At 58.9% G+C, this 12,933-nt stretch carries 12 protein-coding genes; 8 read left to right on the forward strand and 4 right to left on the reverse strand.

The window, feature by feature from the left end:
* The first annotated feature begins 3 nt into the window (after positions 1-3).
* Complete coding sequence (locus X735_RS144285) at positions 4-1,326, forward strand: FAD-binding oxidoreductase (RefSeq protein ID WP_023812652.1); 1,323 nt, start codon at positions 4-6, stop codon at positions 1,324-1,326.
* Here the strand turns inward: X735_RS144285 and X735_RS144280 are convergent.
* Positions 1,323-2,234, reverse strand: a complete 912-nt coding sequence (locus X735_RS144280) for a LysR substrate-binding domain-containing protein (protein ID WP_023812653.1) — start codon at positions 2,232-2,234, stop codon at positions 1,323-1,325. The genes X735_RS144285 and X735_RS144280 overlap by 4 nt on opposite strands.
* Before the next feature lie 349 nt (positions 2,235-2,583).
* Between X735_RS144280 and X735_RS144275 the strand changes: the two genes are divergently transcribed.
* Together X735_RS144275 and X735_RS144270 are read left to right on the forward strand one after the other, a co-directional pair.
* Entirely contained in the window at positions 2,584-3,351 is a 768-nt protein-coding gene (locus X735_RS144275; protein WP_023812654.1) for an SDR family NAD(P)-dependent oxidoreductase, read from the forward strand.
* Between the two features lie 9 nt (positions 3,352-3,360).
* Positions 3,361-4,125 carry a glucose 1-dehydrogenase gene (locus X735_RS144270; protein ID WP_023812655.1) on the forward strand — a complete coding sequence of 255 codons (765 nt, stop codon included), beginning with the start codon at positions 3,361-3,363 and terminating at the stop codon, positions 4,123-4,125.
* Between the two features lie 37 nt (positions 4,126-4,162).
* Here X735_RS144270 and X735_RS144265 read toward each other — a convergent pair whose 3' ends face one another.
* The 3 genes from X735_RS144265 to X735_RS1000000166800 form a co-directional block, all read right to left on the reverse strand.
* Positions 4,163-5,008 (reverse strand): ABC transporter permease subunit, encoded by an 846-nt coding sequence (locus X735_RS144265; RefSeq protein ID WP_023812656.1) that lies wholly within the window; start codon positions 5,006-5,008, stop codon positions 4,163-4,165.
* Positions 5,009-5,050: 42 nt separating this feature from the next.
* Positions 5,051-6,202, reverse strand: coding sequence for a betaine/proline/choline family ABC transporter ATP-binding protein (locus X735_RS144260; RefSeq protein WP_050592720.1), 1,152 nt, complete (start codon positions 6,200-6,202; stop codon positions 5,051-5,053).
* 83 nt (positions 6,203-6,285) lie between these two features.
* Positions 6,286-7,164, reverse strand: coding sequence for a glycine betaine ABC transporter substrate-binding protein (locus tag X735_RS1000000166800; protein ID WP_023812658.1), 879 nt, complete (start codon positions 7,162-7,164; stop codon positions 6,286-6,288).
* 515 nt (positions 7,165-7,679) lie between these two features.
* Between X735_RS1000000166800 and X735_RS144255 the strand changes: the two genes are divergently transcribed.
* The 5 genes from X735_RS144255 (at position 7,680) to X735_RS144240 (ending at position 12,665) form a co-directional block, all read left to right on the forward strand.
* Positions 7,680-9,233 (forward strand): trimethylamine methyltransferase family protein, encoded by a 1,554-nt coding sequence (locus X735_RS144255; RefSeq protein ID WP_023812659.1) that lies wholly within the window; start codon positions 7,680-7,682, stop codon positions 9,231-9,233.
* 8 nt (positions 9,234-9,241) lie between these two features.
* The gene (locus X735_RS144250) at positions 9,242-10,351 is read left to right on the forward strand and encodes a mandelate racemase/muconate lactonizing enzyme family protein (protein ID WP_023812660.1); all 1,110 of its coding nucleotides are present in this window, start codon (positions 9,242-9,244) and stop codon (positions 10,349-10,351) included.
* Entirely contained in the window at positions 10,351-11,406 is a 1,056-nt protein-coding gene (locus tag X735_RS144245; protein WP_023812661.1) for a GlxA family transcriptional regulator, read from the forward strand. Before X735_RS144250 ends, X735_RS144245 begins: the two co-directional genes overlap by 1 nt.
* Before the next feature lie 3 nt (positions 11,407-11,409).
* Positions 11,410-11,733, forward strand: a complete 324-nt coding sequence (locus X735_RS1000000168860) for a hypothetical protein (RefSeq protein ID WP_155930590.1) — start codon at positions 11,410-11,412, stop codon at positions 11,731-11,733.
* Positions 11,734-11,924: 191 nt separating this feature from the next.
* The gene (locus X735_RS144240; protein WP_032909398.1) at positions 11,925-12,665 is read left to right on the forward strand and encodes a LuxR family transcriptional regulator; all 741 of its coding nucleotides are present in this window, start codon (positions 11,925-11,927) and stop codon (positions 12,663-12,665) included.
* Positions 12,666-12,933: the final 268 nt, after the last annotated feature.

Here is a 12,933-nt window from a genome sequence, read left to right on the forward strand (position 1 = left end):
CCGATGAGCGATTATGAGGCTGTCCGCACGCCTTCGGATACATCCATGCCCGGTTGGTACGGTATTCTGCCGCCTCCCAAGGCACCTGAGGTGCTGCGCGGCCGTCATAAGGCGGACTGGCTCATTGTAGGAGCTGGGTTTGCTGGCTTGGCGGCCGCGCGGCGCCTCTCACAACTGGTGCCGAACGAGCGCATAGTGGTGGTAGACGCTCAGCGCGTCGGCTGGGGTGCTGCCGGGCGCAACTCCGGCTTCATGATCGACCTTCCGCACGAGCTCGGTGGGGAGCATTACGGCGGAAGGCAGGACCAAGACCGCAAGCGCATCCGCATGAACCGGGCCGCGATCGAATTCTCTGCTTCGGCTGCGGACGAATACGGGTTGCAGAAATACTTCGTTCGAGCCGGCAAGTACCATGGAGCTGCAACTGGTCACGGTGTTGCGGTCCTGCGCGAATTCGAAAAGCACCTGACGGGGCTAGGCGAGCCATTCGAGCGGCTCGACGGGCCGCAGTTGAAGGAAATCACTGGAACCGATTTCTTCGTCGGCGGCACCTTCACGCCAGGAACAGTAATGGCACAGCCGGCCGGCTTTATCCGAGGGCTCGCCGAAGGCTTGTCGAGGCGTGTGCAGCTATTCGAGAATTCATCGGTGACTTCTCTGCAAACAGGCAAACTGCACACTGCCAAGACGGCTGAGGGTGAGATCACCGCGCCACGGTTGATCCTCACCGTTAACGGTCATCTCGAAAGCTTTGGCTTGTTCAAGAAACACCTGCTGCATGTGTTCACCTACGCCAGCATGACAAGGCCGCTTTCCAAGAGCGAACAGACAGCGCTGGGCGGTGACCCGTATTGGGGCTTGATCCCGGCCGATCCGATGGGATCAACCATCCGGAGGATCGGCGATCGGATCGTCGTCCGCAACACCTTCACCTATAATCCAGACATGTCCACCAGCGAGAAGCAGATCCGTCGGATCGGCGCCGTGCACGATCGATCTTTCCAGGCGCGCTTCCCGATGCTGGGTCAAGCACCGATGGAATTTCGCTGGGGAGGCCACTTGTGTCTCTCTCTCAATTCCGCGCCTGCATTCGGCGAAATTGAAGACAGAGTCTTCGTTGCCGGATGCTGCAATGGCCTGGGAACGGTGCAGGGCACCCTCTACGGGATGCTGGCTGCCGATCTTGCCGTTGGCAGCAACGAGCCAATGGTTGCAGACGCCCTGAAAGAGCCAGCCCCGATTCAGCTTTATCCAGAACCGCTGATGTTGATCGGCGCGCCGATGAAGTTGTGGGCGATGCAGAAGCGCGCCGGCAAAGAGCTCTAGCTTTCTCGTTCTTGCGCCGCCACTTCGCGGATCCAGCTACGCAGGCTCTGGGCGGCAGGGGAAAGCGTACGATTTTGATACCAGGTGAGATAGTAGCCGCCAGGGGCTGGGAGCTCGAGATCCGTCAGTCTGACGAGTTTCCCCTCGTCAATCTGCGCCTTGACAAGGCGATGCCACCCAACAGCCACCCCTTGATCGGCCTGAGCTGCCTGAAGCGCCACGAAGAACTTGCCGAAACGCCGACCGCGGGTCGGACCATGCGAGACCCCCGCGCGCCGAAGGACCTCGTCCCAGCCAGCCCAATCGGGATCCACCCAATCTACATGCAGCAGGGGAAGGTCGGCCAGCGATTCCGCCGTTGCATCGCGGTGCTTGCTTGCAAACCCAGGCCCGCATACCGGGTAGATTGTTTCATTGAAAAGGAGCTCAGCATCTTCATTCGACCACGATCCGAACCCGTAGCGGATGCGCAATTCGACCTCGGCGCGGCGGTAATCGCGGGGATTGTCCGAGATAAGGTGGTCAACCGCGATATCGGGGTACCTCGTCCAAAAATCTGGCATCCGCGGGATCAGCCACGTCGACGCGAAGGCGTCCGTGCACGCCAGCGTGACGTTCTTGGAACGGTCACCGTGTTTCACATTTCGGACGATATCTGCGGCCCGCGAAAAACCGGTAGCCAACACGCCGTAAAGGTCTTCGCCGGCGCTTGTCAGCGCCACACCGGTTCCTAATCGGGTAAACAGCGCAACCCCGAGTTCGTCCTCGATTGCCTTGATCTGCCGGCTCACGGCGCCGGGAGTGACGTTCAGTTCCGCAGCAGCCAATTTGAATGACAAATGCCGGGCAGACGCCTCGAACACAGCCAAAGCAGTCAGGGACGGAAGGTCGTAGTAGCGGCGAACCATCTCAAGCTCCAAACACTTCGATATTCGCCCGGCGCGACAGATTGGGCAAGCGAACCCCAAGATATCGCCCAAATCATTCAAAAGACGACGCGATGGCCCGCGTTGCGACGGACTATGGCCGCGATCCTCAAGCCACCTCCACAACATAGGAAACTGTAGCACCATGCTGCGCGATCTGCGACGCTGCGCAATCCCATGTCCGACGCAGCTACACCTTAGCATGTCCGGGGCGATATCTGGGCTCAGCTACTCAACAAGGGGGTGAGACTTTTGCAGGGCTGCCCCACTGGTCTTCGCCCGCCGTTGAGAGATTATGAGCCGAACTTCCCTCTCAGAGATGGCTTGAGCTATGACTGGCATTGAAAAGAAAACTGCGGTGATAACAGGCGCGGCGGGAGGTATCGGGCAAGCGATCTCCAAGCAGTTCGTCGCGAACGGCTTTCATGTGATTGCCGGCGACGCCGACCAGGCTGGCCTGGACCGGCTCGAGGCCGAACTCAACCGAATCGGACAGAATGTCTGGAGCAAGGCCGGCGACCTCAGGAACAAGGCTTATTGCGAAGATTTGATCGACTATTCCATCCAGATCACAGGCAGGCTGGACGTGCTCGTCAACAATGCCGGGATCATCACGAGGGGCAATATCCTCGAGACGACCGATGAGGATTGGAAGCGGACGTTCGATATCAACCTGACGTCGATATTCTACACTTGCCGGAGGGCTATCGGTCATATGAAGGGCCACGGCGGCGGCGCGATCGTGAACATCGCATCCTGCTGGGGACTCTATCCCGGACCCGGGCATGCCGCCTACTGCACCAGCAAGGCGGCCGTGGCGGCGTTATCGAAGTGCCTTGGCCGCGACCATGCCCGTGACGGGATACGAGTCAACGCGGTGTGTCCGAATGAGGTCAACACGCCGATGCTGCGCACCGGCTTCGCCAAGCGCGGTTTCAATCCCGACACTGCCATAGCGGAGCTCAACAAGACGGTTCCGCTCGGGCGCATTGCCGAGCCGGAAGACATCGCCGATGCGGTGTATTTCTTGAGTTCCGATGCCGCCCGCTACATCGCCGGCACAACGGTTGAAGTGAACGGCGCGAAGCCGGTCTATTGAGGACACCCTATGGCTGACAGACTTGCAGGAAGAATCGCTATCATCACTGGCGGCGGCCGTGGCATTGGCGCCGGCATCACGCGACGTTTCGTGGAGGAGGGAGCCAAGGTTGCCATTGTGCAGAGGAACCCGCCACCCGACGAGATCCTCAACGATCGCACCATTTACATGAAGGCGGACCTTGCGAACTCCGAGCACATCGCTTCGGTCGTTGAGGCCGTCGTCGAGCGACTTGGCGGTCTTGACATCCTCGTCAACAACGCCGGGATCATGTTCGAGAAGACCGTCGAAGAAATGACCGAGATGGACTGGGATCAGATGATGAAGATCAACCTGAAAGCCCCATTTCTGTTGACGAAGGCGGCAATGCCGCATCTTCGCAAGCGAGGCACTGCAAGCATCGTCAACATGGGCTCGATCGAAGGCCTGGCGTCCAATCCTGGTCACCCTGCATATTCCGCTTCGAAAGCGGGCATTCACGGCTTTACAGCAGCCGTCGCCGTGGACCATGGGCACGAGGGTATCCGATGCAATGCCATTGCGCCGGGCTGGATCAATTCTGATCTTAGTGAGATCTACATCGACAGCATGGCTGACAGTTCGCGCGTCCGCAGGGAACTGCTCGCCATGCATCCGGTTGGGCGGCTTGGTGAGCCGACTGATGTCGGAAACCTTGCCGTTTGGCTTGCCTCCGAAGAGAGCTCCTTCGTGACCGGGCAGGTCTACGTCATCGATGGCGGACGCACCAAGAAACTGCCGCTGCCGACTGCGTGAAGAGGAGAGGCCCGGTCATTGACCGGGCTTATGTTTGTCAGGCGGTCGGATCAACTTTCTCGCTAATTCGCCTGGTGATGCGATCGATCAGGATTGCCAAAACAACGACCGCAAGTCCAGCTTCGACGCCCCTCCCAACCTGGAGACGAGAGATCGACCGAATGATTTCGTCGCCCAGGCCGCCAGCGCCGATCATGGACGCGATGATGACCATCGACAATGACATCATCACGCATTGATTGACACCAGCCATAATAGAGCGGAACGCCAGCGGCAGTTTGATCAGGAACAGCACGGCCAGGCGACTTGCGCCAAAGGCCTCCCCCGCCTCGACCATTTCCGGCTCGACCATCTTGAGACCATGGGCCGTGAGCCTAATCGGCAGCGGCATGGCGAAGAAGATCGTAGCAACGATGCCCGGAACCGTTCCAACGCCGAAGAAGAACACGGCTGGAACGAGCAGCACGAACGGAGGCATCGTCTGCATGAAGTCGAGTATTGGCTCGGCCACCGCGTTCAGGCGCTTCGATTCAGCAATGAGAATACCGATTGGTATCCCGATGGCCAGGGCGACGACGGCTGCCGTAAGCACCAGGGACAGTGTCACCATCGCCGGCGCCCAGAGATTCATGACGAAGATGAAGGCCAGCCCACATCCACTGAGGATAGCCAGCGAGAGCCGCCCAAGTAGGACACCACCGACCATAACGGTCGTGATGATCAGCAAGGCCGGCGCGCTCGTCATAAGCGTGGCCAAGGGCTGTTGGATGCCCAGGATCACCGTCGAGATGGAATCGAAGACAAGTCCGAAATGCGCCGAGAGGTAGGTCGTGAAGTCGTCGATTGACGTGGCAACCGTGCCTGCAAACTCCGAAAAATCCATCGTCATGAATCCTCAGCTAGAGCCGTGTGAGGTTGAGGTTCGTTATTGTGTCGCCCGTTCTGCCGCGGCGTTTGCCCTCGTCGTGTCGGCAGCTTTCGGTTTCTCCATCTTAGGCGTCGAGCCCGATAATGAGGAATGGGCCGCGAGGGCTCTGAGAACGGACTTGGGTGTGACCGTCCCGACGGGCGTTCCGTCGTTTTGAACCACGATTAAAGCGCGCTGCTCTTTCGCCAACTCATCGAGATAGGGGGCGATCAGATCGTCGGGCGCGAGTTTTACGAAGTCTTTCGACAGATGTTTCGTCCATTCCGAGATCGGCTTGTTCGCCAGTTCCATCGGCGGACAGACGGCGTCCATAACTTGGCCGGCCGACAGCACCTTGAAGACATCGATGCCCCGCACGAAGTCCCTGACGTAGTCGCTGGCAGGGGAGAGCACAATGTCGATCGGCTGGCCTTCCTGGACGACCTCTCCCTTGAGGAGAATAGCGATGCGGTCACCGATCATTGCCGCTTCGTTCGGGTCGTGTGTCACAAAGACAATCGTCTTGTTCAGAGTGCTCTGAAGCCGAAGCAACTCCTGTTGCATCTCCTCGCGAATGAGCGGGTCGAGCGCGCTGAACGGCTCATCCATCAGCAGCACCGGCGTGTCCATCACCAGGGCACGCGCCAGGCCAACGCGCTGGCGCATGCCGCCGCTAAGGTTGGACGGCTTGCGGTTGTCCCATCCGCTGAGCCCTACGAGCTCGAGTGCCTTGCCTGCGCGCTCGCGTCGCTCCTTGCGTCCGACCCCGGCGACACGGAGCCCAAATGCAACATTGTCGATGACCGACATGTGCGGCAGGAGCGCAAAATGTTGGAACACCATTCCGATCATGCTGGAGCGGATCTGGCGGAGTTCCTTTTTGCCGGCTATCGTGACGTCCTGCCCATTGACCACGATCTGGCCGGCGGTGGGGTCGATAAGGCGGTTGATGCAGCGAAGAAGGGTCGATTTCCCGCTGCCTGAGAGACCCATTACGACGAAGATTTTTCCGGTCTCAATGGTCATGTTGATGTTGTTGAGCGCGACGAAACCGCTGCCCTTGTCCGGGCCGCAGGCGCCCGAACGCAGTCTGTCGAGTTTCACTTTGGGGTTGCCGCCATAAATCTTGTAGAGGGCCTTAATCTCGATGGCCGGCTTTCGCGTGCTCATGCAAGGCTCCCGCGCATAAACATGTGGTAACGCAGGGATCGGCGCGGACCCCCGCACTCATTGGGAGGATGCGTGCTGCGGGATCAGGCGAGCCACGGCTCGATAATGCCCTTGCCTTTCACTTCGCCGATCCACTTTGAGGCGGCGTCTTCAGGCTTCATCCCGCCGTCGATCCAGCCCATGATCTTGGCTTCTTCGTCATTCGGGATGTGGAACCTTGTCAAAAATGCCTGGGCCTTCGGGAAGTTGGATTCAAAGTCCTTCGACGTGACGTGGAAACAGTAGTAGGGCTCCGACATCATCGTCTTCTTGGGATCTTCGAGATACCTCATCCTGAATTTACTCCACATCGGGAGCGGTTCCCAAGTGGTGACCACGATTGGTTCGTTCTTAGAGTAAGCCCGCTGGAAGGCTGCTTCCATGGCAGCTTCGCTGCCCGGGACCAGGTTGAGCTTGAGACCGTAAGCCTTCACCGTTGCATCCGCGGCCTGCATGAGGCCGGAGCCGGCGTCGATGCCGATGATGCCGCTTGGGAACTTGTCGGCGTGGTCGTTGAGCTCGGCAATGCTCTCGATGTCAACATAGTCCGGAACGGCGAGGCCCTGCGTCATTGGGCCTTCCGAAACGCCGACGACTTTGATGGAACCAGCGACTTTCTTTACATAGTCCGCCTGGCCGCCGTGATAGTCGCCTTTCAGCGGGCCCATCCCCTGCATATACGAGTTCGAATAGAGGTCGGCCTTCCCGGTTTTAAGTGAGGCATAGATCACGCCCGGCTCCGCCTGCAGCGGCTGGACCTTGTAGCCGACATTGTCCTCGATGAGCTTCGCGCCGACATAGGTGATGGCCAGCGCGTCGGACCATGCCGCGAAGGCATAGACCAGCGGCCGGGAGGCGTCGGCCCTGGCGCCCGTCGTCAGGCCGCTCATGACAAGCGCGGCGGCGCCGCCGGCCTTCAGCAAGGTTCTGCGCGACGTGCTCGCGCTGAGTACATTATTGACGAGATTTGGCCTTGGCATTCAAATCCTCCTGTCGCTACCCATCTGATGCCTATGTGAGTCCGAGATTGTCGTTTTTGTTCACCTCGCCTGATCCGGGAATGGGCTGTTCTGTTCTTGCCCCGCACCAAGCAAGAAACGTGCTACCACGGAACCGCGGGAGCCAGTCGACGCAAAAAAGTCGCCTCCCGATTGACTTTATTTCGCTCGCTTGCGGCAATGCATCATCGTCTCTGCCTGTAGGGCTTGGCCGATTACGTCCAAGTTTCCGCGACATGCGTAAGGCTGAGCTGCGACGTGGAAAGCTCCGCCGCTGCTCGACTCGACCATCTCTCGAGTCCGGGTGGGCGAGCCGGCGGCGCAGCCTGCCCTTTAGTCAACACTCGCGTGAGACTTTTGCAGTAGGTCAAGGCTCAAAGCTGCGGCAATAGTTGAGTGCGGTCCAGTTTCGGTCGCGACATATTCGTCTGGAGGCCGGCATGACTGCTCAACTACAGCTCTCTCGTAGAGGCGGGCGGGAAGCGAGGCGGACGATCCGCACCGCGCCAAAGGTCGATATGTTGCCGACGCTCAAGCGCGGCCTGCCGGTGGTAGAGCCGATGGATGCCGAGCAGGTCGAACGCATTCACGAGGCTTCTCTCTCAATCCTGGAAGAAGTAGGCGTGGTGTTTCGCGATCCGATTGCGATTGAGGACTGGAAGAGAGTCGGAGCGGACGTGCGCGCCGATGACCGCGTTCATCTCGACCGCGGCCTGGTCATGGAGCTCATCAAGACCATTCCCGCCAACGTCGAATATTTCGCGCGCGATCCGGCGAAGAATGTCGAACTCGGAGGCGACAAATCAATCTTCGTGCCGATGACAGGCGCGCCGTACATGCGCGATCTCGATGATGTGAGGCGTGGCCCGACGATCGCGGACCTTGGGACCTTCCACAAGCTTGCCCACATGATGCCGGCACTACATTCGTCGGCTCACCATATCGTCGAGCCGATGGACATTGTTGTCGCGCATCGGCACCTGCACATCACCTATTCGTCAATAAAGCATTCCGACAAGATTTTCATGGGCATGACCACCTCGCCCAAGAATGCCGAGGACGTGCTCGACATGTGCGAGATTCTTTTCGGTGAAGGCTTCCTCGAGAATCATGCAGTCACCACCGGAAACTGCAATGGCAATTCGCCGCTGGTGTGGGACCAGGTCATGCTGGGCGGCATGCGTGCTTTCTGCCGGCGCAACCAGCCCGTCTTGTGCTCGCCCTTCGTTCTCGGCGGCGCGAACACGCCAGCCTCCACCGCGGCGGCAGTGGCGCAGCTCAATGCGGAAGCGCTTTCCGCACTTGCCTACACGCAGGTGGTGCGCGAGGGCTGCCCTGCTATTTATGGGCATTACCTATCGACCGTGTCGATGCAATCGGGAGCGCCGATGGCGGGAACGCCAGAGATTTCGCTCATGAATTTCATGATCGGCCAGATGGCTCGCCGTTATAACGTGCCCTGGCGCACTTCGAACTTGCTTGGCGGCGCCAAGATCTTCGATGCGCAAGCAGGCTATGAAAGTGCGATGACGATGATGGCCGTGCTGCTGTCAGGCGCAAACTACATTTGGCATTCGGCTGGCTGGAATGAAGCCGGCATGCACTGCTCGATCGCAAAATTCGTCGTCGACGCCGAAGTCTGCGCCATGGGCTATCGCATGACGCAAGGCATCCAGTGGGACGATTTCGATGAAGCCCTGGCTGCCATCCGCGATGTCGGGCCGGGCGGCCATTACTTTGGACATCCCCATACACAGGCCAACTTCGAGAAGGCCTTCTTTATTCCGAAACTCTTCGACAATAACTCAGTCGAGCAGTGGTACGCTGATGGCTCCAAGGACATCAAGCAGCGTGCCCTGGAGCATGCGCGCCGCCTTCTGGCCGAATATGAAGAACCAAAGCTCGACATCGCGAAGGACGAGGAATTGCGCGCGTATATCGATCGGCGCTCGCGGGAAATCCCCGCTGTCGACGCGCTCAACGAGGAATACTGAGCATCCTCATGCGCATTGACCAGATCAACGTCTATAACGTCCAGCTACCCGTTAAAGGTGGCACCTACCGAATGGCCAGCGACGACGTAGACGCGCTTGACAGCACTATTGTCGAGATTGGGACAGATGACGGACTGACTGGCTGGGGCGAAACCTGCCCGGTCGGGCCGGTTTATCAGCCGCATCATGCACTCGGCGCGCGCGCGGCGATTGCCGAAATCGCCCCAGGTCTTATGGGTGCCGAGATTGCCTCGATCAGGCTTCTCGCCAAACGCATGGACGAGCGCTTGAACGGGCATGGCTATGCCAAGGCAGCGTTTGACATAGCCTTCCTTGACCTTCTCGGCCAGCGGCTTGGAGTGCCGGTCTCGACGCTGCTGGGCGGTGCGCTTACCGACCGTGTTCCGGCCTACTATTCGCTCATTGTTGGCCCGCCTGACGAAACGGCCAGGATAGCCGCCGACAAGGTGAAGTCAGGTTATCCACGCCTGCAGGTCAAAATCTCGGGGCGAAATCTCGAAGAGGATGTGGCCGTCGTTCACAAGGTCTGGGAGGCGGTCGGCTACAAAGCTCGTATCGCAGTGGATGGCAACAGGGGCCTCACTGTCGCTGCCGCCATTCATCTTGACCGGCTTTGCCAGGCGATCCCATTCGTTTTCGAACAACCCTGCAACACTATGGATGAGATCGCCACCCTGAAGGGCAGGGTGACGCATCCGGTATATTTGGACGAGAACACCGAAGATCAGAACGCGGTACTCAGGGCGATCTCCCTCGGCATCGCGGATGGCTTCGGCTTCAAGGTCACGCGTCTCGGCGGCCTCACCAAAATGGCGACAATCCGCGACGTTTGCGCCATCCGCTCGCTACCTCACAGCTGTGATGACGCATGGGGTGGCGACATAATCGCGGCGGCTTGCGTACACTTAGCTTCCACTGTGGAGCCGCGCCGTTTTGAGGGCGCCTGGATCGCGCAGGAATATATCGAAGGACATTTCGACGCGAAGAATCCGATTGTCATCGAAAATGGTCACATCGCGGTGCCGCAGCTGCCTGGCCTCGGCGTCAAACCGGAACCCGGCATGTTCGGTCAGCCAGTAGCCTCGTACGCATCCTAGTGAACGCACCCGCCAACATCAGCGCAATTACGTCGTTGGCCACGCCGAAAATTTTGGCGGCGGCCGATCGACCGTTTGACCTGGTGGTTCTTTTGTTACCCGGGTTCTCGCACCTGGCGCTTCACGCATATATCGAACCCTTTCGCATCGCCAACACGGTATCGAGGCTGCCGCTGTTCCGGTGGCGAATCGCGGGGCTTGACGCTCGGCCAATCGAGGGCGCCAACGGCCTTTCGGTTGCTGTCGATGTCGGGATAGACGAGTTGGCTTTCGGCTCGGACGATCGCAGACCGAACCAGCTCGCAATCGTGACGGGCGAACCGGTAGAACAGCAACTGACGCCTGAGCTCAACGGATTTCTGCGAACGATGGCGCGTCGCGCGGTGCCGATATCTGCGGTTGGGACAGCGACATGGCTGCTCGCTCGGACGGGCCTTCTGGCAGGTACACGCTGCACGATACACTGGTCGCGGCTCGCTGCTTTTGCCGAAGTGTTCAACCAACCCCGCATAAGCGATTCTTTGTTTGTCAAGGACGGCCAGTATTCAACCTGCGCAGGAGAACTGGCAGCCTTCGACCTGGCGGTGGATCTGATCGGCAGCCATGCCGGCGGGTATATTGCACAGGAGGTCTGCCGCCACGCGACTGTCCAAGGTCAGCGCTCAGGATCAAACCGCCAGACTGGGCCGTCAGGTCTGGCCTTTGCCGGTGTGAGCGATAAGCTCTTGATGGCAATGCGGATCATGGAAGAAAATGTGGAGTTCCCGCTGACAATGGAAGAGGTTGCGCAACGGGCCGGAGTATCGCGGCGCCAGCTGGAACGCTTGTTCGCTTCCCATGTCCGACTTCCGCCGGTGCGCCACTATCTCCGGATCCGCACAGACCATGCGAAGCGCCTGATCGAAGGCACGCGGATGCCCATCATCGACATTGCCATGGCCTGCGGGTTTACGTCTGCTTCGCATTTCGCGAAGTGCTTCAGAGCCTTCAATGGAATGTCGCCGCAGCAGTGTCGAGCGATAGTGCCGGCCTGGGTTGGGTCCGGCTTAAGATGACGCTTGGTATTGAATTTAGCGGAGAATAGCGGCGCCCCTATCCATGCCAATGTTTGGAGTCGATCTGCCCACCAAGAATCGGAAAGCGGCGCAACGGTACGTCCGGATCATAGCGCTCAAAGCGGCGAGATGGGCTTATCCGTTGTTCTCTTCCGTGTCGACAGCGCCAACCATTGGATTGATGACGGCTTTGATGCCGCCCCGACCGTGGTGGCGCAGGATGACTTCTCACGACTGCATGATGCGGGGGCGGCGATGATTTCATTTCACAAGAAGATCTCTCCGATTGCGTTATTGCGTTCGGAAGATGCTGTAGCTTCTCCGTGATGGCCGTTCGAACAGTCCAGCGCAGCTGCGATTGGTGACGACTATGCGAAGATCACGCAGCGCCTTGTGGCATTCTAAAGCGGCCAGCTCTGCTTGCTAAGACCGGCCGCAGTTATGCGGCCCCGGCTTATGGCGGAGTCTCCAGGTCAGAACGGCGCGCAGCAGACGGACAAAGCGATCGAGCTAGGACAATGACGAAGAACATGCCGCCTCTCTTCGAGACATTTCTGGAAAACATGTCGGAGAGTGTCGATGAAACAGATTTCCGGGATGCCATGGCTGGGGCGGCCGCAGCACTTGACCTACTCACCTTTGCCTATCTGTCTTTGCCATTGCAGTCTTGTGGCGAGCCCAAGCTGATCTCAAATTATCCACCTCCCTGGACCGCGCACTATCTGCAAAACCAGTATCAGAAAGTCGATCCCGTCATTATGCGTGCGCGGTGTGGCGGCTCCCCGTTTCAATGGCCGGGGTCGGATTTGGGTTGCGTTGAGATGTCGCCGGCTCAAAAGAAGCTATTCGATGAGGCGGCCCAGTTCAGCATCCGGTGCGGTTTGACGATCCCGATTATCGATCGCAGAGGCTGTGTTGCAGCTATGACCTTTGCCGCTGATAAGCCCAATTCCGCCTCCCTGCGCGTTGCTGGGCGATACGAACAGGCGCTCCAACTCATGGCGACATGTTTTCACATTTATGCTCGTCGAAAGCTATCCGGCAATCGAACAGTGGACGGCGTTTCGTTGACACCTCGTGAATATGAATGCCTTCAATGGGCCGCGCGCGGCAAGTCCTCTTGGGCTGTCGGCTGCATCTTGGGCATCAAGCCGCGTACCGTCGATTTCCACCTCGACAATGCGAAGAAGAAGCTCGGCGTGCACACCAAGGATCAGGCCGTAGCCCTGCTGGCCTCCTCCCGATCTTCAATTCTCTGAGAAGCTGAATTCGTCTTTGGTTCTGTTGAGCATGAGCACAGGCTGTTTTCGGCTGGCCATTCGGCTCCAATGCAAGGTCATTCCTTCCTCTAGACGCATCATGATGCAACTTATTACAGCTGGTTGGTACGGTGACTTGGCAACGAATTACATGCACCCTCTACGATACCGCGTTTTAAAGGGGAGGCCCTACGGATGTGCGGACGAATGTCAGGCGGGCCGACCATGTTTCGCGATACTGTTTGTGCTGTTGACGGAAAGACGGCGC

It is taken from the genome of Mesorhizobium sp. L2C084A000, assembly GCF_000502875.1.
Classification (GTDB): Bacteria; Pseudomonadota; Alphaproteobacteria; order Rhizobiales; family Rhizobiaceae; genus Mesorhizobium.

Excerpts from the sequence above, each read along its gene's own strand:
- X735_RS144285 (WP_023812652.1), top strand. The coding sequence starts at position 4 with ATGAGCGATTATGAGGCTGTCCGCACGCCTTCGGATACATCCATGCCC.
- X735_RS144280 (WP_023812653.1), bottom strand. The coding sequence starts at position 2,234 with ATGGTTCGCCGCTACTACGACCTTCCGTCCCTGACTGCTTTGGCTGTG.
- X735_RS144275 (WP_023812654.1), top strand. The coding sequence starts at position 2,584 with ATGACTGGCATTGAAAAGAAAACTGCGGTGATAACAGGCGCGGCGGGA.
- X735_RS144270 (WP_023812655.1), top strand. The coding sequence starts at position 3,361 with ATGGCTGACAGACTTGCAGGAAGAATCGCTATCATCACTGGCGGCGGC.
- X735_RS144265 (WP_023812656.1), bottom strand. The coding sequence starts at position 5,008 with ATGGATTTTTCGGAGTTTGCAGGCACGGTTGCCACGTCAATCGACGAC.
- X735_RS144260 (WP_050592720.1), bottom strand. The coding sequence starts at position 6,202 with ATGAGCACGCGAAAGCCGGCCATCGAGATTAAGGCCCTCTACAAGATT.
- X735_RS144255 (WP_023812659.1), top strand. The coding sequence starts at position 7,680 with ATGACTGCTCAACTACAGCTCTCTCGTAGAGGCGGGCGGGAAGCGAGG.
- X735_RS144250 (WP_023812660.1), top strand. The coding sequence starts at position 9,242 with ATGCGCATTGACCAGATCAACGTCTATAACGTCCAGCTACCCGTTAAA.
- X735_RS144240 (WP_032909398.1), top strand. The coding sequence starts at position 11,925 with ATGACGAAGAACATGCCGCCTCTCTTCGAGACATTTCTGGAAAACATG.